Genomic DNA, 18,921 nt, shown 5'->3' with positions numbered 1-18,921 from the left:
ATTTAAAACAAATTTAAGCATTTAAAACAAAAACGCTGTTAGAACCAAAAGCTCTAACAGCGCTAAAATTATCGAAAAAGAGAATTGCTTAGTTTTTTACCGGAGCAATATCCATTAATTTCATGAACTCATCCAGCTTAGGCATAATGATGATTTCTGTTCTTCTGTTTTCCGCTCTTCCGGAAACTGAAGCGTTTGTTGTTTTTGGATTGTATTCGCTTCGTCCACCCGCAGTAATTCTCGATGGGTTTACGCCGAATTTTGTTTGAAGAACTTTAGCCATTGAAGTTGCTCTCAAGGCTGAAAGATCCCAGTTATCTTTTGGTAAATTGTTTGAATTCAAAGGAACATTATCGGTGTTACCTTCAATTAATACGGAATAGGTATCGTAATCATTAATTACCTTCGCTACTTTTCCTAACACTTCCTGTGCTGCAGGCAAAATATTATAATCTCCCGTTTTATACAACATATTGTCTGACAAAGAAATCATAACCACTCCTTTTAACACCTTCACCTGAACATCGCTATCTGCGATATTATCCAAAGATCGTTTCAATTTGTTCGATAAGGCCAAATTTAAACTGTCATTTTTAGCGTTTGTAGAAATTAGCTGTTTAATATATTTATTGGAAGAATTAATCTCACCAATTAATTTATCAATATTCGCAGAACCTTTTCCACTATTCGCCAAACAGGCATCAAGCGAGGATTTCAAAGCATCATTCTGACCTTTCAACAAAGCATTTTCACTTGCTAAACCAGTGTTAACGCCTTTTAAATCCTGAATCTCACGTTGTCTTTCACCCACATTGGTGATACACTGATTGTAATTTTCATTTAAAGCATCAAACTGTTTCTTACTTACGCAAGAAGTCATCATAATTGCCATTCCCAGCACTGCTCCAATTTTTCCTATATTCATAATATTCAAATTTATTCATCCAAAAATAATGAAATCATTTTGAACAGAAGAATTATCTTTGCTAAATATTCCTTAAAAAATCCTTAAAAATTGCTTAATACAAAGACTTTTCAGCATTCTTTAGACCAAATTTGCGCTGATTACAGGAATTCAAAATTTTTACTCGCCATAAGTGGTGGCGTGGATTCTATGGTTTTATTTGAACTTTTTAAAGATCTGAAGGTGAATATTCAAGTGGCCCACGTTAACTACAAACTACGTGGTGAAGCATCAAATGAGGATCAATATTTGGTTGAAAAAACTTGTGCAAAAAGCAATATTCCGTTACATTTATATTCCGTTACAGCGGAGGACAAAAAACCACAGCATTCAATTCAGGAATGGGCGCGTAATTTACGATACGATTTTTTTAGAAAAATTAAAGAAGAACAAAATATAGATTTCATCGTAACTGCTCATCACTTAAATGATCAACTGGAAACTTTTATTATTAATTTATCCAAAGCATCCGGAATTAAAGGCTTGAGTGGAATTCCGGCAAATGAAAATAATATACTGAGACCTCTTTTATGTTTTTCAAAGGAGGACATCTATGACTTCGCGAAAGAAAACAACATCGAGTTTCGAGAAGATCAATCCAATCAAAAAAACGATTATTTACGGAATAAGATCCGAAATCAAATTGTTCCAAAACTCTTGGAAGTAAATGATAATTTTCTAGAAAATTTTGGGAAAAGCATTTCCTATTTAAATCAGACGACAAATTTTGTAAAAGATCAGATAGCAAAAATAGAAGAAAAACTCACTTCGGAAGGAGAAGATTATTCTCTCCTTAAGAAAGAGCTTTTTTTTAAACAGAGTGATTTTGTTCGATTCGAAATTCTCCGGAAATACGGTTTTAATGACCGCCAAGAAATTGCTAAAAATGAAAAAGCAGAAACAGGAAAAATTTTTCGGTCGAATGAATATCAATTGATTATTGATCGCGAAAGTTTAATTCTGCAAAAATTAAGCCTTGAAAAAATAACGAAGAATCCCACAGAAATCCTCTTGAATCAAAATTTCGTAAATGAGATTATTATTCCGGAAGCAGAAGGAAAAGAAATCGCAAAACTGGGTACCTTCAGCTGGGATATTGATGGTGATAAAATTCACTGGCCCTTGAAAATAAGGCCTAGAAAAGAAGGTGACTTTTTTTACCCAATCGGCATGATAGGCAAAAAGAAAATCTCAAAATTTTTTAAGGATGAAAAAATTCCTATTTTAGCCCAGCAAAAAATCAGGCTTTTGTGCGATGCAAACGATGAAGTGATAGGAATCATGCCCCTGCGTCAAGACCGTAGATTTGCAGCAACTAAAGATTCTAAAAATAAAATCAAAGTAAAATTATAGCATTCCTGATTACAGGTAATTACTAAAAAGTAAAGTAAAAAATGAAATTTAAAAATTGGCTTATTCTAATGGTATTGTTCCTTTTCCAAGGAATTACCGCACAAATTAAAGATCCTGTAAAATTTAAATACAATATTAATACGCTTCCGAATAATGAATATGAAGCTGTTTTAACTGCCACAATTGAGAAGAACTGGCACATTTATTCACAAGATCTACCTGAAGATTCCGGAATTCCCACGGAAATGAAACTGAGCTCCAAAGAAGGAATTAACCTCATCGGAAAAGTACAGGAAGTTGGTAAAAAGCATGACGAATTTTCTGAAGCCTTTGGTGCTCAGATCGTCTATTATTCCGACAAAGTTTTATTTAAACAAAAATTTAAGCTTAAAGACAACACGAAACCTGTAAACATTACGGCTGAAATCACCTATCAAACGTGTGATGACCGCGTTTGTCTGGCGCCAAACACTTTAGAATTTGAGCAAAAAGTGACGCCAGCTGCCACTGCGGGTGATATCGCAACAACATCTGAAGAAGTAATTACCTCTGAGTTAAGCAGCGAAAACAAAGACAGTCTGCGAACTACAGAAATTGAAGAAACAACAATCGCCGCTCCGGTTGCTGCAAAACAGGAAGGATTGAAAGTAGCTTCAATTGATTTCGCTAATCCACAAACAGATTGTGGCGTGGTTGCAAAGGAAAATACAGAGAGTTTTTGGACCTATCTCTTATTAGGATTTTTTGGTGGACTAATTGCATTGCTTACGCCGTGCGTGTTCCCAATGATTCCTTTAACGGTTTCTTTCTTTACTAAAGGGTCGAAAGATAAAGCAAAGGGTAAGAGAGATGCGTTCATTTATGGATTTTTCATCCTTCTGATTTTCGTACTGTTGAGCGTACCTTTCCATATTATTGATGGAATTGCGGGGAATATTTTCAATCAAATCTCCACAAGCGTTTGGTTAAATATTACCTTCTTTGTGATTTTCCTGTTTTTTGCCGGAAGTTTTTTCGGTTACTACGATATCACCTTGCCAAGTTCAATTGCCAATAAATCTTCCAAAGCAGAAGATGCCGGTGGAATTATTGGAATCTTTTTCATGGCATTGACTTTGGTCATCGTGTCATTCTCCTGTACAGGTCCAATTTTAGGAAGTTTGTTAGGAAGTTCTCTTACCGGTTCAGCAAACATTCCAATGTTGTTGACTTACGCGCTTGCAGGTTTCGGATTTTCGTGGGCAATCGTTTTCGGATTACTGGCCTTATTCCCACAAGCATTACAGAGTTTACCAAAATCAGGGGGTTGGATGAATACGGTGAAAGTGGTTTTAGGATTTATCGAATTGGGTCTGGCTTTAAAATTCTTATCAAAAGCAGATCTGGTTTCGAAAACATTTTTCCTGAAAAGAGAATTGTTCATCGCCATCTGGATCTTAATTTCCATAGGACTGGTGCTTTATTTATTCGGAAAAATCAAATTCCCGCACGACGATAAAAATGCGAAGATTTCCATGACGAGAAAGATAATCGGTGTTTTAGGAATTGGATTTATCGTTTATTTAGTACAGGGATTATTCCCATCCGAAAGACCAAAACTGCAGTATTTGAGTGGAATTTTGCCTCCGATCAATGTAAGTTATTTACATAAAGAAGGTGATGGAATCCTCGGAATGCATCCTTCTCATGATTATTTTGAAGCATTGGAAATTGCTAAGAAAGAAAACAAACCTGTTTTGATCGACTTCACGGGTTACGGTTGTGAAAACTGTCGTAAAATGGAAGAATTTGTGTGGAGTGAACCGGATATTTTACTGATTTTACAAAACGAAATCATCTTAGCTTCACTTTACGTTGATGATAAAGAAGCTCTGCCAGAAAGTGAGCAAACTTCTATCGATATGGGGAATGGCCAAAAGAAAAAAGTAAAAACAATTGGGGACAAATGGAGTTTGTTCCAACAAATTAACTTTAATAATAATTCGCAGCCTCATTACGTTTTGATATCTCCAGATGGAAAAGTAATTAATACTCCTGTTTCCGGGTATATGCCGAAAGAGGATTTCAAAGCGTTCCTGGAATGTGGAATCGGATTTTTCAAAAAAGGAAAGTAAAGGTTTCTCGACTTACAGCAAACAGACTTTGCTTCTTTATATAAAAATAACCGGCAGTGACTGTCGGTTATTTTCAAAAGTAGAAATGAATGTTATTCTAGCCCGGATGGAAGTGGAAATCCTTTTTTGCTCGTCGTAAGACGAGTTAAAAAAGATTGCAACGGACAGCCGGACCGCAATTCTAAAGAAGCGAAAATCTTGCTGCTCCTAAAAATTTAATTTGTAATGGGAACACTGCTGAATCCTACGGATGTTTTTACGGTTAAATCTGAAGTTGGTGATTTTTTCAGAACGTAAACCAATCTTTGCTGCACGGAACCGCCTTTCATTACGGCATCTAAGGTCGTACTGCTGTTTACATCCAAAGAAAGCGAACTTCCCATATTATCGGGAATATCTTCTCTGGAGGCTACTAAAACTTCTTGACCACCGTTCGATGAAAGATAAACTTTTACCGATTTAAACATTCCCATACTGCTGTTTGAATCCACTGAAAGCGTTGCATTGGAGGCTCGAATATCTTTTACATTGGCTCCACTTCCCGTGAGCTGATTGATGCTTTGCGCTGCCGAAACTGCCGACAACGTTGTATTTGCAGGAGATCCCGAGGTTACTAAAACCGTTGCGCTGTAAGGAAAAGTATTCTGTAAAATGGACGAAACGGTAGAACAACTGGTCAATGCAGCCGCAGCTACTACTGTTGATAGAAATATATTTTTCATAACTTGTTATTTTATTTAAAATTGGTTTATTCAGAAACTATACCAAGAAGATAGTTTAACATAAGATTAACGCTATAATATGCCTCGGAATTGGCGATTTCCGCTATAAAAGAGGTAAAACCTACAAGTAAAACCTACATAATAATTCCTGTTTAAAATTCAAATTTGGAATTCTCATTTCTAAGAAAAAAGATAGCATTTTCAGAATGAGTCAATTCAGTTTCTTTTATTTTACACTTACTGTAAATTTTCCGGCCGCATCACCGGAAGCCATATTACTTTTAGCAATGATCAGCCATACTTCGCCTTTTTCCGGGATATCGTAGTTAATATCGCGCCCAAATGGGCCGTCATAATCACCGTTTGGGAGTTTGATCTGATTGAAACGAATATTCATTTTGGAATCAGCCGGCGTTATTATTCCAGAGATCTTTCGTCTTGTAAAATTTTTAATTTTAATAATCATTTGCTGATCGGCCTTCGTAAATTCATCGGCAATTTCTATTGGAAGTTGATCTTGACTTATGGTTCTGATGATCTTGGTGTCTTCAAGGATTCGGTCTTTTTCAAAAGATTTTTTTAAAGCATTATTTTCGTCAATAGAAACAAAGCCGTTTGCAGCAGAATCCATTTTATTTTCAATGACATTCTGATCGGAAACAATAACAGAATCAGGATTTAACGTATTTTGAGAAACCGCATCTTTTTTATTGCAAGAGTATGTGAGGAAAGGAATAAGGATAAGTAGATTTTTCATCTTGATTTGCTTTTAGTTGATTAAAAACTTTAAAGTCAGCCAAAATCGTTCCCGAAAAAAGATGCAGATAAAAAAATAATTTGAAACATTTAAAAATATTAAATGGTGTGTAACATTTTTTAAAGCGAATTTTTTAAAGATCCATAAAGATCTGAAGTTGTAAAATGCCGTCTTTAAAACACAGAAAAAATGAAGCGATCTAAAGACTTCGAAAAGGCGTTAAAAACCTTTCTAACTTTTAAATGATTTACCTTATCACATAAATTGTTACCTTTGAGGTGAAATTACAGCATGCTCAATAACTTAAGACATAAACTGGAAAGGCAATGGTTTGGAGTACTCACGAGAATGGGTGCCAAACTTGGAATCCCGGTGTCTAAACTGCGCGTTTTTTTTATCTATTCTACTTTTGCAACCGCAGGCGTTTTTTTCCTAATTTATTTAGGATTGGCCTTTACGCTTTGGATTAAAGATATGTTTATAACCAGACGGCCAAGCGTTTTCGACCTATGATTTATTTTGAAGAAATACAGACACGCAAGAAACTTTCCCGAATTTTTGCCGCGTACGAAAGCACTTTCCCGATTGATGAGCGGAGAGACGAAACTCAATTTTTAGCTTTACTGGAAAATCCTGACAGCTTTATTTTTGCTGTTAAAAATGAGGAGAACCAAGTTGGCTATTTGATTTTGTGGAAATTAAAAGACTGCTATTATCTGGAGCATTTTGAAGTCTTTGAAGAATTTCGGAACTTAAAATTAGGCGCTCAAATCTTGACGGAGTTAAAAGATAAATTTGGTAATATCGTTTTAGAATCCGAGCCGAGTCAGTTAGATGAAATGGCGGAACGCAGAATTAATTTCTACTTGCGAAACGGATTTTCAATTATTTCCGAGGATTATATTCAACCAAGTTATGGCCCTGGAAAAAATTCAATGAACTTATTTCTAATGAGTAATTTTCACGTTGTTGATGCGAAAAATTTGGAGCAAGAACTTCATGTTAAAGTATATCAATCATAAATAACGTTTAAGTAATTTGCTCCGCTTTCAAATTAAAGACTTTTTAACAGTCAAACTGCACCGCAATTTCCGATACCTTCTTCATGATCTTCCCTTCCTCGTCAGATGATAAGTATAAGAGCACGCGCTCTTCCTCATAATCTCTGTTCGCTCCAAAAATAAAATCCAGTTTACCATCACGGTCAATATCTCCTATAAAAAGTAGTTCGACAAAGGTATCATTGAAGGATTTCTGGTTTAAAAATAAATTTTCGGGACCCTCATTTGCGGAAATATAAAGTCGATAATCATCCACATTTTGAAAGATTTCAATACCGTGATCTGTATGCACTCTTTCCGAAGACAAGACTTTTCCTTCTGCTCTTAACGAATAATCAACATCATTGAAACGAAAGGACATTTTTTCGGTCGGCCATATCTTATTTTTCACGAATTTCACCGATTGTATTTCGCCCAATTTTAAATTATCATTTTCAAGAAGAATCAATGTTTTATTTTTTGATTGGATGGTTTTCGTTGAATCTCCGGAACATTCATCAAATCCTCTTACAATTTTATAATCTGCTTTTCCTAAAAAATATTTTCCATCCTTCTCATAAAGGTCGATCCATTTTTCGGTAAGATCATCAGCTGAATTACGTTCTTCCCAATCCCGATATCGGGTGGGCAAAAGAATATCAAAATCATTTTTAGTAATTTGCTCTTCTATTTCCGGCGCTATATAACTTGGTTCAACAACCTTAGCTGTATCCTCCACAGAAATACCCGCCGTATCCAAAGAACTTACAGCGGTCACCTTATCACTTTCTTTTGTACAGCAGATCAGTAAAAGAAATAAGAGATAAAATATCTTTGTCATTCGCATTCGCAGTTCTATTTGGCCTCTAGATTTCAGATGTGGGCTTTACACTAGTTCAACCCAATTTTGTACTTATTATTTTGGAGTATTGTCAGTCGGGTGCGTTAATAATTTTTCGATCACTTTCGAAGTTTCTTCATCGGAAGAAATGCCATAACCATTAACTAAAGTTCCCTTAACATTAAACTTCGGCGAGGAAAGGACGTAAAGTATGGACTGGTCATCCGGATTCGATTCGCCTTCAAAACGGTACACTTTATCGATTTGAAATTCGCTCGGCAAGAGTTTAAGATTCTCCTGGTGGCAAACAATACATTCTTCATGAATATTAAAATCGTGCACATAGCCAATTTTAATCAGCGCGTTGATCGTTTCAGACAATGTTCCAAAACTTTCTTTTAACATATTTTCAGTCATTTCTTTAAGTTTTTGAATTGAGATCAAATTGCAATGTTATGCGATGAAGCGATAAATATTATTTGATGTCAATGATTTTATATTCAATTCTTAGTTCACCTGATATTCTAATTTAATGGTAATGCTCGCTTCTTTATCTTTTGATGAAGTATTAAAAGTTCCGCCGTAGGAATATTCCTCAGTAGAATTCGGTGCGGTTATTTGAGTCACACCCATGGTGGCTTTTTTTAGATTTCCCAATTTAGCACCGGCATTTTCGGCAATTTTTTCTGCGCGTTGTTTGGCATCTTTTGTTGCGTCGGCAATCATTTGATGTTTTACGTCGGCAAGTTTGGTGTAAAAATAGTTGGGCGGTGAAGAGGTGAATTCAATTCCGAGATTAATGATTTCTGTAATGTTTCGGGAGAGGTTTTCAACTTTTGCAACATCTTTGCTGTCAATCGAAACCGTTTGTGAAAGCTGATATCCATTAAATGTTTGAATACTCCGGCCGTTCGCATCACTGCCATAATTGAATTGTTTTTGAATATCCACGGCGGAAAAAACCATTTCACCTTTTGGAATTCCTTTGGATATCAAATAATTCTCAATAACTTTTTTATCGTTTGCCAATTCATCATAAGCAGATTTGAGTTCGAAACTGTTGCGAGAAAAATTTCCACTCCAGGCAATTAAGTCGGAAGTAAATTTATTGGTACCCAATCCGGTGACCGAAATGGTGTTATCTGCTTTATTTCTATTTTTTACGGCACTTCCCAAAAGCCCAAGTCCTATGATAAATCCGAGGGCAGCGATGGTAATAGCAATGATAGATCTATTCATGTCGTTCGTGTTTTTTAATATTAAAAAAAATTCTTTTAAAATTTTCCTGCATCAAATATAAGATAAATTATGTGAAAAGCCCAGTCAATGAAAACAGATGGGTTATCATTTAAAATACTGAATTAGAAAAACGACCTTCTTCTTTTTTTAGGAGGATCGTTTGTAAGGTTGTTGCGATAAGGCTCTAATTTTTTGTGGCTTTCATTAATGAAACGTGAAATATCAGCAGTAGTTGCATTTCCCCGGAACAGAACGTCTTTACGGTCAAAATTTCGAAATATGTAATAAATAAAAGGTTGAATTTCAGTAGGTTTGAGTTTCAAGTCTTCGATAAAAAATTCCTGTCCCAAATATTCTGTGAGAAACTGCATAAAGTCCACATCATCCCACTGATTATCTACTGCGCCCACAGTAATTCCCGGACCCACAGGCTGAACAAACTCTCCGGGTTTTGGGGCTAAAACTTCGGGAGTTGAGTCCGCGCGAATATATTTCGCAGTTTCGGCTTTAAGCTTCGCTACCGGTTTCGCATCGCTATAATTCTTCAGATCTTTCTCTAAATTTCCCGTCGGTTGGTAGGTGATTTTTACCTCTTCAATTTCTGCCGTATTTCTGTTTAAAGTAATCGTGAATGGAGTTGCAAAATCTGATTGGTTCACCATTTTTGAACTTCTCTCGTATCCTTTGCGAACGAAACGAAGTTCTTGATTTGGGAAAGCACCGATATTAAACTCGCCTTTGGTGTTGGTAAATTCCCGTTGTTCTGTTTTCGCATTAAAAACTAGTACTGCGGAAAGAGGATTATTTTCTTCATCGACAACGATTCCCAAAACCATTTGTGCAGAAAAATGTACTGCCGCACACAATGCTAAAAAGAGAGTACATATTAACTTCATTTCTTAAGTGTTTCCGCTCTTCTTTCCTGATATACCGGTAAAGTATCTTCCAATATGAATAACACTTTAGAAAGATTTTTCGCTTTTATATATTTATTCAGTTCCAGTTTAACTCCGATTGAAAATTGCAAAAATTCTGATATTTTCTCCGGTGGAATTCCCATTTCGATAAAATAACCCTCCGGGACTTTTTCCCTGATCCACTTGATGTTATCCTGCAGATCATCGTACCTGTACTCCGCTTTCATCCGTCTGGAATCACCGCTGATTAAATCATAGATGGCCTGAGGTTTTATACTTAAAGCCAAAAGTGGTGCTAAGACGTCTTTTTTAAAATCGGCTGGTCTTTCTCTGGGTTTTTCGGCCGGCAATGGAACTCCAATTTCTTTCTGAAGTTGATGAACCTTGTCTATTCTGGTTAAATTTTTAGAATCCTGATTAAGGTCTCCCGTGAGTCGCACAATTTGCACTTCCGCAATATCTGCGGCAGCTCTATTTAAAGTGACAGTAAATGAATTCAAAAAATCGACGTATTTAATGACTTTTGAACTTCTTTCAAATCCGGAGCGTAAAAACCGAAGTTCTTCGTTAAGCGCGGTCTCAATGGTAAACTCACCATCAATATTGGTATACGCCTTTTTCTCTGTCGTCATATTGAAGACCAAAACTGCCGGAACAGGATTGTTTTCTTCATCGACGACGGTTCCGGAAATTCTTTGTGAAAAACAGCTTGCGTAAAAAGAAAGAAATAAGATTACAAACAGGCGAACCATCAGGATCCTACTTTATGGGTTTTAATGTATTCCTTATAAGCCAATTTCATTGCCATATCAATCGCACCAATATCAAAACTTTTTCGGAACTTTTTTGCCAAAGAATAGTTGTCATCTGCGTAGATGAGGAAACGATCTATATCTTCTTCGGTCCAACCCTGGGAAGTGTAAAAACTTAAATTCATGGTGTTTTTGATTCTTCGATAGAACTCCTGAGTTTCGGCATAATTGGCAGTCGTAGGTTTCGTGTTTTTTGCTTTTCCTAAAAGCCCTGATATAGCAGAGGCAATTCCCAACATATTCACCTGACCTGCATTATAGTTGGGCGGTGCAAAAGCGGAAGGCATAGTCAATTTTGGCTCAACCACGGTAGAAGGTGTCATCATATACTTATTAAGATCAGCATTCAAAGCCATTACCCTTTTTGGTGGATCAAGAGATTTTACGTCTTTCTTTAAATTTCCGGTCGGGTGAAAAACGAGTTCAATTTCCGGGATTTCATAAGGTGCCTGCGCCAAGATCATATTTAAAGGTTTTGAAAAATGATCGGCAGAGATTTTTGCAGAATTTCTTTCGTAACCACTTCTCACAAACCGAAGTTCATCGAAGGCTTTGGCCGGGATCATGTAATTTCCGTCTTTGTCGGAAACTACTTTTTCATCGGTTCTTGTATTCATGATGATCACGTTCTCCAGTTCTGAGCCAAATTCGGAACTGACTTTTCCGAATATATATTGCTGAGCATAGGTGGAGAGAGAAAGGGCAGAAAATAAAAGAATAAGTAGTTTTGTTTTCATTCGGTATAATATGAGTAAAAATAAGCTGATAATGTATTGGTTAAGTTGGTTTGGTATTTTGGGAGGAAAAGTTTAATTGTTTTTAACCGCTTTTATGATTTTTTTAGAAAATGGGGATTTCTTTTTTGTTAAAATAATTAATGGTTGTCTGGTTCAAAGATGAAATTCAGCGTAAAGAATTTAGGTAGGGCTAATTTATGTGGTGATGAGAAGAATCGGAGTTTTTGCGTAAGGGATTGCAGTGGAAATCCTTTTTTGTTGGGATTGGCGCGGCTCCGCCGCGCCAATCCCAACAAAAAAGATTGCAACGGAAAGCCCGACCTGAAAGCGGGAATGGAGCGCGAGCGCAGCGAGCGAGTAATGACCAAGTGAAGGATACGCCCAAACCTCGACTTCAATCAGTGCTAAAGATTCGTCTTTGCGGAGTGTAAAAATGATTGGTATTTTGGAATATATTTTGTTTATCTTTGCAATCTCACAAAAACATGGGGTTGACTGGTTTCGACAGCAAGATCAATGGGTAAGTAAGCATGCAGAGAACCGTAGCGCGATCTCTTTAATCCCTTGCTACAAAATTTTAACTGGCGACCAAGAGTTTGCTCTTGCTGCTTAATCTGAATTATAGTAGGATTTAGCGCTCTCCCGAAGATAGTAAGGAGGCAAGATATCCCACAGAAGTTCTGTTTCGCGACGTCTGATTCTGGGGTATAGCAATGCGGAAATAAGGTTTTAGTTGCTTCGGCTAATTCACGAAAATCTTAGAAGCTAAGCTGTAAATTGGGTGTCTGTGCTCTGTTTACTGTCGACAATTAATTGCAGAATAAGCATGTAGAAGTCTTATGTGTTGCTTGTTTGGACGAGGGTTCGAATCCCTCCAACTCCACTTCTAATGAAATTAGGCACTTTTAACGAAGTGCCTTTTTTTGTGCCTTACCTCCACAAACTCAATATTAATAAGTGTTTATAACAATAAACTGCAATTGCAATCAATGGTAACACATTGCACCAATGGTCACAATCATGGTAACAAATATGGTAACATTTAAAACTTTGCGTAAATTTGCAATAGAAATTTAATTTTATGGCAACAATAAAGTTTTCACTGAGAAAAAACGAGGGCAGGGATTCAACCATTTATTTCCGTTATCGACCTACCACAAATTTAGATGCGAAACTTAAAACTCCCTACTCTATTAATCCTGAATATTGGGATGACAAAAATGGTGGTGTAAGAAGTGATGCAATCAAACCAAAGACAAAAATTCTTGACCAAAAGAAAATTAACAAACTGCTATTAGAAACTCAAATTGCACTCTCTAATTTCCGCACAGATTTCTCAACATTTATTCAGAGTAACCCACAAGCAACCAAAAAGGAAATTAAGGAATTTATCGAGCAGACTTATTTCCCACACTCCACACCTCAAGCGAAAAACACCTCAGCAGTTCCGGATAAGTTTTCTGAGTTTGTAGATTTCTACATTAAAGAAAAAAGCAGAACAATTGCAGGAATGCAAAACTCAATTACAGACGCAACCCGCAAGAAGTTAAAAACCATCAAAAACAAAGTAGAAGCCTTTAATCGCAAACTTACAATAACTGACATAGACGATCGTTTTAGAGAACGTTTTGCCGACTGGATGCATGAGAACAAATTCAGTGCTTCAACAATCATTAAAGACCTGAAATACATTAAAACCCTATGTGTTTATGCTCACAAAAAGAAGCTTGAGATTAATTCAGACGTTTTGCACTGGGAATTTATTAAACCTGAAATGAAAAGCACACCACCGGTTTTATCCATGCAGGAAATTCAGAAAATCCAAAGTATTGAGCTAACAAATGACTATTTGGACAATGCAAGAGACTGGCTCATTATAGGATGCTATACCGGTGCAAGAGTTTCCGACCTCCTTAATTTCAGAAGTGAAAATATTATAGATGGGAATTTATTGAAGTACCGCCAAAAGAAAATTGCAAATCAAACAACCGACTCAGAGGAAATAATATTTCTTTTTCCTGAAGTAATTAAAATTCTTAACAAAAGAGCTGGCAATTTCCCGAGAAAAATTTCAGACCAAAAGTTTAATGAATACATCAAACAGGTTTGCAAGTTAGCAGGGATTAATAAAAAAATGATTGGCGGAATTAAAGACAAGTCGGAGGGCAAGCATGGAAAGAAAATCACAAAGGAATTTGAAAAGTGGGAATTAGTCACCTCACATATTTGCAGACGCTCTTTTGTCACAAACTTTATTGAAGTGCTGGGAAAAGACGTAAAAATCCAAACCGGTCACCGGACTGATGAAATGGTTAAACTGTACGATAAAACCGAGAAAATGGAAAAAGCTTTGCGAGTTAAAGAGAAAATTGAAACCCACCTTAAAGCAGTTTAATATGGAGACGAATTATTACTCATTTAACATGCAAAAACTTTTGCAAATTGCAGAGCAGCTCCATTGCAGAGGTTATGAACATTTGAAAGCACTGCCTTTTGCAGCTCCCAACGGATTAGCATGGCGTTGTATGTTTTATAATGGAACACACACACATGAGGAATTACCGGTTTCAAATTGGTTAAGCCACAAATTTCCCACCCTTCATGAAACAATCATAGAGACCTCTATTTCAGAATTAACCACGGTATTTGAGCAGGATAACGAGCAATTTCTCAACGACTGCAGAGGTGAAGATACCGAGTATAAAAATTGGTTTTCGGAAATGCTCAAGGTGTTAGAACCTGACGAGCTACCTATTGCTTTTGCAGACTATACAGCACCAACAACCTACTGGCGCACCACCCACCAAAACAAAATTCCATTATTACAAACGGAAATTGACCACTTGAAAAGATTTTAAAACGGTTTAACAAACACCAACACCTCAAGCATCTATATTTTTAGATGCTTTTTTTTGCCTAAAACCTATCACCCTCTCGAATTATCACTTTTGTATATACAAACACATATTATTACTTATTCTTTATTATTTTGTATATACAAACGCAATTAAAATCATTTATGAGTATTTTTTGTTAAGAATTAAATAATTTTGTAACTTTGTGTTATAATTAAAACATCATGACAGAAATACCACTTGAAAAAGCACGAAAACCAAAATATTCCACCGCAAACGAAGTGTGTGAATATTTCAGAATTTCCCGTTCCACTTTTCAACTTTGGAAACGGAAAGGATTAATTGCCGGAAAGAAAATAGGAGGAAAACTATTATATGTTATTGAGGAACTGGAATTAAACATGGAAAAAGTTTAAACATTATGATGAACCACATTCAATTTATAGGCGTTTCACCAAACGACCTGATAGAGAAAATCAAGGAGCAATTGATTCCGGCAATTAAAAAAGAATTGTCAGAGGAATTTCAACCCAAACAACCCACTGAATACTTAACCCGCTCTCAAGTTTGCGAAATGCTAAAAATCGACCTTTCCACGCTTCACCGCTGGCGAAAAGAAGGTGCTTTAAAATCTTATGGCATTGGCAATCGTGTGTACTTCAAAAGGAGCGAAATAGACCATTTAATGAATGAAAATGAATTGTAGAAAACAAAAAGAGGGCTGCAACCCTCTTAATATTAACCACTTTAGACAAATAAAGAAATGTTAGACAGCAAATATAAGAAATACCGCTCACAAAGCGAAAGATTAAAAAAAGCATTTTCCGGCTATCCTAAGACCATGCTTCAGGTATCGAAACAAACCGGAATTGAAAGAGCATACATCTGCTACCGACTTGCAGACCTGCAAGACAAAAATCAAATAAATTTTGTTGGATTTGGACTTTGCCCAATCTCAAAACACCGAGCCGGATTCTACTTAACTAAAGAAATGACAAATAATGGAGAGGACAAATAGAAAACCATACTTCAAAATAACTTTTGAAGATTTGGAAATGGCAGAGGAATTTTTTGAAAACGATAAACATCTTGCTGAATTTCTGCTCGCAGTTTCGTGTTATTATCGAGAAAAAAACTTCACGATTAAAACAAAAATTGTTCAGAAATATTTCAACTCTTACAAAAAGACAATGGACTTCGTTATTAAGTCAAAACAAAACGGATTAAAAGGCGGATTGCAACGTATTGAAAATGAATCAGTTAAGAACTCCACCCTTGAAGGGGTGGCTAAACCACTACCTGAAATGATGGCTCAAAGTATAACTAATAAAACAATAAACAATAATAGTAAAAGAGAAAAAGAAAATAACAACCACTACTATAAACAGAATAGTATTCCAACAGAGGAAGAGGTGGTGGCTTTTTTTTCAGACAATAATTTTTGCACATCGCAAGCAAGAAAGTTTTACAAGAAATTGTCTGCAACAGAATTTACAGACAAAACCGGACAACCAATTGAAAACTGGAAAAGCTACGCACTGAGTTTGCCGGATAAAGAATTGACTGGAGGAAAGACAGCCGAGCAATTGCGACTGCAGAAAATAAAAAGACTCAGTAAAATCCCTCTTGAGCAAAGATTGATAAACTAATCAGAAAAACACGAGAAATGAAAACAGATAGAATAAAAAGCTTGACAGACATAAGCCATGAAATTGCAAGAAAAAAAAGGGAGCTTCGATTTCAAATGTTAGCAACTTCAACTCAAACGGAATTAAACAAATTTATAGAGAGTTTTGAAAACGGCGGTCGGTATAATGCTGAAAACATTCCTAAAACGAACGGAAACAGCTCTAATTTCCATCTTCACGCAAAACACGATACGAATGTCGAGAGAGAAGATAAAAGCGCAAATATGGATATTTATGAAAAAGATTTCATTTTGTGCGAATTTGAAGCAGGATTAAGAGATTCACACCCATTTAGCAAAGTTGAGGTTGCACAATTGCACCGGAACTGGATGCAAGGATTCTTGCAAGATTATTTTAACGAAGCAGAAGAGGTTACAATAACACTGAATAAACTGTCAGATTCTGTCATTACGGAATTTAGGCAAAGGATGTATGAAAAAAAATACTGGCATCACATCGAAGAAGCTCATTACGATTACAGAAAATATTTCCTGAGTTTACTAATCTCTTACTTCAAAAACGAAAAGCCAAAATCTCAAATTGCGAAAAAAGTAGATTTTAAAAAACTTTTCAGCGCAAAGGCATTGCAGGAACTTCACACTGTATTCACTATGAATAAAACTCACTTTGATAACTTCAACAGTTAAACTAACATAAATCTAACTTCAAAATATGGCATTCGCAAAAGGAAACACCCACGGAAAAGGTAGAGTTAAAGGCAGTAAAAACCGCAATACGGTAGAAATAAGACAGTTTTTCCAAGACTTCGTAAACAACCATCTTGAGGAACTAAATGAAGCGTTTTCAGAGCTTGAAGCAAGGGAAAAATTCAAATTCATAATTGACATGACAAAATTTGTCATTCCATCATTAAGAAGCGTTTCAGGAACTATTGACGATCTGACAGAAGAGCAGTTTAACGAATTAGTAAGCAGAGTAAAACACGAATATAATTTATAAGAAAATGAGTAAAACAAAAACCACCACAAACAATTTAGAACCTATCATTTTAAGAAATGGAGGGTATGAAAGCACATTAAACAATTTGAGACAAAGGATTTCAGAGTCAAATAGCAGAATAGAAAATTTCGAGACTGACAGAAATTTGAAATTTACTGACATCGAATTGAAAAGTCTCTTAACTCAAAACTTAAACATTCCGGCAATTTTAGAAAAGCAGAACTTCCGGACATTACCTCCAGAGCTTCGAGACATCGCAAAAGACGGTTTACGCAGAGCATTAGAAAAATTGAACCAACACTTTGCAGGCTTTAACGTACTTATTCAGGGAACACGATTTTTGAGGGACTTTGTAGAGGTGAAAAATGGAAATTATGAGCAAATTGATAATGCAGAAATAGAGCTAAAAGAGCTTTTTATCTTGCAGATCAATGAGCCGGAAAAAATAGAAATGTATCACGAAGCAAACCAACTCGCAGAACAAATTATGAAATTGTCTGAAAGAACGGGCGAAATTATCGGCAACATTTTCGTTTTCGATTTCTTTAATAATCAAATCACAGTAAACAGTGAAAGTTTTGCTAATTACTCGAGGTATTAAATATAAAAAAGAGCGGGAGCAACACCCGCTTTTATTTTGCATTAAAAACTCTTTTTCTATCTTAAAATTACCCACATTATTTTCAATTGTTTGCGATTAATTCGTATATTAGAGATAAACCAAACCAATTGTATGATAAAGTATAGGATTAGAAAATCAAAATACCATCCGGAAATTGTGATGGCAGGCTATGATTATGACATTGTTAATAAAAATAAACTTCAACAGAAATTAAGTGAAGGATGGACTTTTGTCGAAAAAGAATATTTTATTATAAGTAATTTGTTAAGGGAATGGAAAGCATTGACGACAAGTGAAAAATCATTAGTAATTTCAATTATCTCTTTAATTGTTTCTATATTGGTAGCACTTTTCAAGTGATAACCTCAAAGATAAAAAGAATATTATACTAATAAAACATAAATGCACAACCACTAAAACAAACTCAAAAAGGGAATCCAAAGGTTGCTCACCTCTTTTTCTTGAAAAGATTAAGGAAACTTATAATTGCACCCGCACCCTCTCTCGCAAGTTTGTCATTAGTTTTAATCTTACGGGATTTGTTTGTATAATCAAAGCTATCCTCATTCCAAATCAAATCACCATTCTCGTCACGAAGAGTAGTTAATCCGTACATACAAATACAGCCAAATCCCGAACAATCACAATTTTTATGTGGAATTACTGGATTTGAACGCATTTCTTCGATTGTATAATTTTTATCCTTTTCAGATTGACAAATACTACACTTTCCAGGTATTATTACAATTCTATAATTTAAAGAATTCTGTTGGAGACTAAGAATTTCATAATTTAACAATCTCGCTTTATGAGATAAGTCCTTCTGCTGAAGCGTATTTTTTCCGTTTTCATAATCATAAGAAAACACAGCCATACTCCAGTGAATTTGACTTTGCTTTTGCAAATCTTGTGCGTTTTCATGTAATAACTCATGATACTTGCTCCATATAAAATCCCTCAATTTACCTTCTTCACTTTCAACAATTGCAGAATTTAAGTAATGGCTTTCTAATTTATTCTCATCAAATCCTAAGCTTACCAATCTTTGGAAGCAAGATTTTTTTATCGAATTAAATTTCTTAACTTGTTTTAAATTTTCATTCATGATTGTATTTTTTATAAATCTACAATTTTTGTGAAAAACCGGCAATTTAAAATAATTGATACAAACGAAAGCATTGCGAAAAACTTTGAAAAATAGATACGAATTAGAGTGATAAGTAGATAGCAATCGGGACAAATATGGTAACAAAATAATTTTTCAAGCCATAACCATTTGATTATCAATAAGCAATTGTGT

General features: G+C 35.5%; 24 protein-coding genes and 1 other RNA gene. 15 read left to right on the top strand and 10 right to left on the bottom strand.

The window, feature by feature from the left end:
* Positions 1-88 precede the first annotated feature (88 nt).
* A complete protein-coding gene (locus EIB73_RS12605; RefSeq protein ID WP_125025609.1) occupies positions 89-925 on the bottom strand; it encodes an OmpA/MotB family protein in 837 nt (278 codons plus the stop codon).
* A gap of 90 nt (positions 926-1,015) precedes the next feature.
* On the opposite strand from EIB73_RS12605, the gene tilS reads away from it, so the two are divergent.
* On the top strand, positions 1,016-2,317 hold the full coding sequence (gene tilS, locus EIB73_RS12600) for a tRNA lysidine(34) synthetase TilS (protein ID WP_228411243.1): 1,302 nt from the start codon (positions 1,016-1,018) through the stop codon (positions 2,315-2,317).
* Between the two features lie 41 nt (positions 2,318-2,358).
* Positions 2,359-4,431: a protein-disulfide reductase DsbD family protein gene (locus EIB73_RS12595; RefSeq protein WP_125025608.1), complete on the top strand. Its 2,073-nt coding sequence runs from the start codon at positions 2,359-2,361 to the stop codon at positions 4,429-4,431.
* A 215-nt stretch (positions 4,432-4,646) separates the two neighbouring features.
* Here the strand turns inward: EIB73_RS12595 and EIB73_RS12590 are convergent, their stop codons facing one another.
* Both EIB73_RS12590 and EIB73_RS12585 read right to left on the bottom strand, forming a co-directional pair.
* On the bottom strand, positions 4,647-5,153 hold the full coding sequence (locus EIB73_RS12590) for a hypothetical protein (protein WP_125025607.1): 507 nt from the start codon (positions 5,151-5,153) through the stop codon (positions 4,647-4,649).
* A 226-nt stretch (positions 5,154-5,379) separates the two neighbouring features.
* A complete protein-coding gene (locus tag EIB73_RS12585) occupies positions 5,380-5,910 on the bottom strand; it encodes a hypothetical protein (protein WP_125025606.1) in 531 nt (176 codons plus the stop codon).
* Between the two features lie 291 nt (positions 5,911-6,201).
* On the opposite strand from EIB73_RS12585, the gene EIB73_RS15235 reads away from it, so the two are divergent.
* Positions 6,202-6,423, top strand: coding sequence for a PspC family transcriptional regulator (locus EIB73_RS15235; protein ID WP_125025605.1), 222 nt, complete (start codon positions 6,202-6,204; stop codon positions 6,421-6,423).
* The gene (locus tag EIB73_RS12575) at positions 6,420-6,932 is read left to right on the top strand and encodes a GNAT family N-acetyltransferase (protein ID WP_125025604.1); all 513 of its coding nucleotides are present in this window, start codon (positions 6,420-6,422) and stop codon (positions 6,930-6,932) included. The genes EIB73_RS15235 and EIB73_RS12575 overlap by 4 nt, the downstream gene beginning before the upstream one ends.
* 43 nt (positions 6,933-6,975) lie before the next feature.
* Here the strand turns inward: EIB73_RS12575 and EIB73_RS12570 are convergent, their stop codons facing one another.
* From EIB73_RS12570 to EIB73_RS12545, 6 genes are all read right to left on the bottom strand, one after another.
* Positions 6,976-7,791 (bottom strand): hypothetical protein, encoded by an 816-nt coding sequence (locus EIB73_RS12570; RefSeq protein ID WP_125025603.1) that lies wholly within the window; start codon positions 7,789-7,791, stop codon positions 6,976-6,978.
* Positions 7,792-7,866: 75 nt separating this feature from the next.
* Positions 7,867-8,208, bottom strand: coding sequence for a phosphoribosylpyrophosphate synthetase (locus EIB73_RS12565; protein WP_228411242.1), 342 nt, complete (start codon positions 8,206-8,208; stop codon positions 7,867-7,869).
* A gap of 90 nt (positions 8,209-8,298) precedes the next feature.
* Positions 8,299-9,030, bottom strand: a complete 732-nt coding sequence (locus EIB73_RS12560; RefSeq protein ID WP_125025602.1) for an SIMPL domain-containing protein — start codon at positions 9,028-9,030, stop codon at positions 8,299-8,301.
* 122 nt (positions 9,031-9,152) lie between these two features.
* The gene (locus tag EIB73_RS12555; RefSeq protein ID WP_125025601.1) at positions 9,153-9,926 is read right to left on the bottom strand and encodes a carboxypeptidase-like regulatory domain-containing protein; all 774 of its coding nucleotides are present in this window, start codon (positions 9,924-9,926) and stop codon (positions 9,153-9,155) included.
* Entirely contained in the window at positions 9,923-10,699 is a 777-nt protein-coding gene (locus EIB73_RS12550) for a carboxypeptidase-like regulatory domain-containing protein (RefSeq protein WP_125025600.1), read from the bottom strand. The genes EIB73_RS12555 and EIB73_RS12550 overlap by 4 nt, the downstream gene beginning before the upstream one ends.
* Positions 10,699-11,496 carry a peptidase associated/transthyretin-like domain-containing protein gene (locus EIB73_RS12545; RefSeq protein WP_125025599.1) on the bottom strand — a complete coding sequence of 266 codons (798 nt, stop codon included), beginning with the start codon at positions 11,494-11,496 and terminating at the stop codon, positions 10,699-10,701. The genes EIB73_RS12550 and EIB73_RS12545 overlap by 1 nt, the downstream gene beginning before the upstream one ends.
* 487 nt (positions 11,497-11,983) lie before the next feature.
* On the opposite strand from EIB73_RS12545, the gene ssrA reads away from it, so the two are divergent.
* The 11 genes from ssrA (at position 11,984) to EIB73_RS12490 (ending at position 17,981) form a co-directional block, all read left to right on the top strand.
* Positions 11,984-12,382, top strand: a transfer-messenger RNA (tmRNA) gene (gene ssrA, locus EIB73_RS12540).
* Between the two features lie 195 nt (positions 12,383-12,577).
* The gene (locus EIB73_RS12535) at positions 12,578-13,891 is read left to right on the top strand and encodes a tyrosine-type recombinase/integrase (RefSeq protein ID WP_125025598.1); all 1,314 of its coding nucleotides are present in this window, start codon (positions 12,578-12,580) and stop codon (positions 13,889-13,891) included.
* A 1-nt stretch (position 13,892) separates the two neighbouring features.
* Complete coding sequence (locus EIB73_RS12530) at positions 13,893-14,354, top strand: hypothetical protein (RefSeq protein ID WP_125025597.1); 462 nt, start codon at positions 13,893-13,895, stop codon at positions 14,352-14,354.
* Positions 14,355-14,575: 221 nt separating this feature from the next.
* On the top strand, positions 14,576-14,767 hold the full coding sequence (locus EIB73_RS12525) for a helix-turn-helix domain-containing protein (RefSeq protein ID WP_125025596.1): 192 nt from the start codon (positions 14,576-14,578) through the stop codon (positions 14,765-14,767).
* A 5-nt stretch (positions 14,768-14,772) separates the two neighbouring features.
* The gene (locus tag EIB73_RS12520; protein ID WP_228411241.1) at positions 14,773-15,057 is read left to right on the top strand and encodes a helix-turn-helix domain-containing protein; all 285 of its coding nucleotides are present in this window, start codon (positions 14,773-14,775) and stop codon (positions 15,055-15,057) included.
* Between the two features lie 57 nt (positions 15,058-15,114).
* Positions 15,115-15,369 carry a hypothetical protein gene (locus tag EIB73_RS12515; protein ID WP_125025595.1) on the top strand — a complete coding sequence of 85 codons (255 nt, stop codon included), beginning with the start codon at positions 15,115-15,117 and terminating at the stop codon, positions 15,367-15,369.
* 172 nt (positions 15,370-15,541) lie between these two features.
* The gene (locus EIB73_RS12510; RefSeq protein ID WP_125025594.1) at positions 15,542-16,000 is read left to right on the top strand and encodes a hypothetical protein; all 459 of its coding nucleotides are present in this window, start codon (positions 15,542-15,544) and stop codon (positions 15,998-16,000) included.
* Between the two features lie 17 nt (positions 16,001-16,017).
* Entirely contained in the window at positions 16,018-16,686 is a 669-nt protein-coding gene (locus EIB73_RS12505) for a hypothetical protein (protein ID WP_125025593.1), read from the top strand.
* Positions 16,687-16,711: 25 nt separating this feature from the next.
* Positions 16,712-16,999 (top strand): hypothetical protein, encoded by a 288-nt coding sequence (locus EIB73_RS12500; protein ID WP_125025592.1) that lies wholly within the window; start codon positions 16,712-16,714, stop codon positions 16,997-16,999.
* 4 nt (positions 17,000-17,003) lie between these two features.
* The gene (locus EIB73_RS12495) at positions 17,004-17,600 is read left to right on the top strand and encodes a hypothetical protein (protein ID WP_125025591.1); all 597 of its coding nucleotides are present in this window, start codon (positions 17,004-17,006) and stop codon (positions 17,598-17,600) included.
* 132 nt (positions 17,601-17,732) lie between these two features.
* Positions 17,733-17,981, top strand: a complete 249-nt coding sequence (locus EIB73_RS12490) for a hypothetical protein (RefSeq protein WP_125025590.1) — start codon at positions 17,733-17,735, stop codon at positions 17,979-17,981.
* Positions 17,982-18,069: 88 nt separating this feature from the next.
* On the opposite strand, the gene EIB73_RS12485 is transcribed toward EIB73_RS12490, so the two are convergent.
* A complete protein-coding gene (locus EIB73_RS12485) occupies positions 18,070-18,726 on the bottom strand; it encodes a hypothetical protein (protein WP_125025589.1) in 657 nt (218 codons plus the stop codon).
* Positions 18,727-18,921 lie beyond the last annotated feature (195 nt).

The organism is Kaistella carnis, assembly GCF_003860585.1.
GTDB lineage: Bacteria > Bacteroidota > Bacteroidia > Flavobacteriales > Weeksellaceae > Kaistella > Kaistella carnis.
This window is presented reverse-complemented; position numbering and strand designations above follow the sequence as displayed.

Coding starts and splice junctions, on each gene's coding strand:
- EIB73_RS12605 (WP_125025609.1), bottom strand. CDS start 925: ATGAATATAGGAAAAATTGGAGCAGTGCTGGGAATGGCAATTATGATG.
- EIB73_RS12595 (WP_125025608.1), top strand. CDS start 2,359: ATGAAATTTAAAAATTGGCTTATTCTAATGGTATTGTTCCTTTTCCAA.
- EIB73_RS12590 (WP_125025607.1), bottom strand. CDS start 5,153: ATGAAAAATATATTTCTATCAACAGTAGTAGCTGCGGCTGCATTGACC.
- EIB73_RS12585 (WP_125025606.1), bottom strand. CDS start 5,910: ATGAAAAATCTACTTATCCTTATTCCTTTCCTCACATACTCTTGCAAT.
- EIB73_RS15235 (WP_125025605.1), top strand. CDS start 6,202: ATGCTCAATAACTTAAGACATAAACTGGAAAGGCAATGGTTTGGAGTA.
- EIB73_RS12575 (WP_125025604.1), top strand. CDS start 6,420: ATGATTTATTTTGAAGAAATACAGACACGCAAGAAACTTTCCCGAATT.
- EIB73_RS12570 (WP_125025603.1), bottom strand. CDS start 7,791: ATGACAAAGATATTTTATCTCTTATTTCTTTTACTGATCTGCTGTACA.
- EIB73_RS12565 (WP_228411242.1), bottom strand. CDS start 8,208: ATGACTGAAAATATGTTAAAAGAAAGTTTTGGAACATTGTCTGAAACG.
- EIB73_RS12560 (WP_125025602.1), bottom strand. CDS start 9,030: ATGAATAGATCTATCATTGCTATTACCATCGCTGCCCTCGGATTTATC.
- EIB73_RS12555 (WP_125025601.1), bottom strand. CDS start 9,926: ATGAAGTTAATATGTACTCTCTTTTTAGCATTGTGTGCGGCAGTACAT.
- EIB73_RS12550 (WP_125025600.1), bottom strand. CDS start 10,699: ATGGTTCGCCTGTTTGTAATCTTATTTCTTTCTTTTTACGCAAGCTGT.
- EIB73_RS12545 (WP_125025599.1), bottom strand. CDS start 11,496: ATGAAAACAAAACTACTTATTCTTTTATTTTCTGCCCTTTCTCTCTCC.
- EIB73_RS12535 (WP_125025598.1), top strand. CDS start 12,578: ATGGCAACAATAAAGTTTTCACTGAGAAAAAACGAGGGCAGGGATTCA.
- EIB73_RS12530 (WP_125025597.1), top strand. CDS start 13,893: ATGGAGACGAATTATTACTCATTTAACATGCAAAAACTTTTGCAAATT.
- EIB73_RS12525 (WP_125025596.1), top strand. CDS start 14,576: ATGACAGAAATACCACTTGAAAAAGCACGAAAACCAAAATATTCCACC.
- EIB73_RS12520 (WP_228411241.1), top strand. CDS start 14,773: ATGATGAACCACATTCAATTTATAGGCGTTTCACCAAACGACCTGATA.
- EIB73_RS12515 (WP_125025595.1), top strand. CDS start 15,115: ATGTTAGACAGCAAATATAAGAAATACCGCTCACAAAGCGAAAGATTA.
- EIB73_RS12510 (WP_125025594.1), top strand. CDS start 15,542: ATGGACTTCGTTATTAAGTCAAAACAAAACGGATTAAAAGGCGGATTG.
- EIB73_RS12505 (WP_125025593.1), top strand. CDS start 16,018: ATGAAAACAGATAGAATAAAAAGCTTGACAGACATAAGCCATGAAATT.
- EIB73_RS12500 (WP_125025592.1), top strand. CDS start 16,712: ATGGCATTCGCAAAAGGAAACACCCACGGAAAAGGTAGAGTTAAAGGC.
- EIB73_RS12495 (WP_125025591.1), top strand. CDS start 17,004: ATGAGTAAAACAAAAACCACCACAAACAATTTAGAACCTATCATTTTA.
- EIB73_RS12490 (WP_125025590.1), top strand. CDS start 17,733: ATGATAAAGTATAGGATTAGAAAATCAAAATACCATCCGGAAATTGTG.
- EIB73_RS12485 (WP_125025589.1), bottom strand. CDS start 18,726: ATGAATGAAAATTTAAAACAAGTTAAGAAATTTAATTCGATAAAAAAA.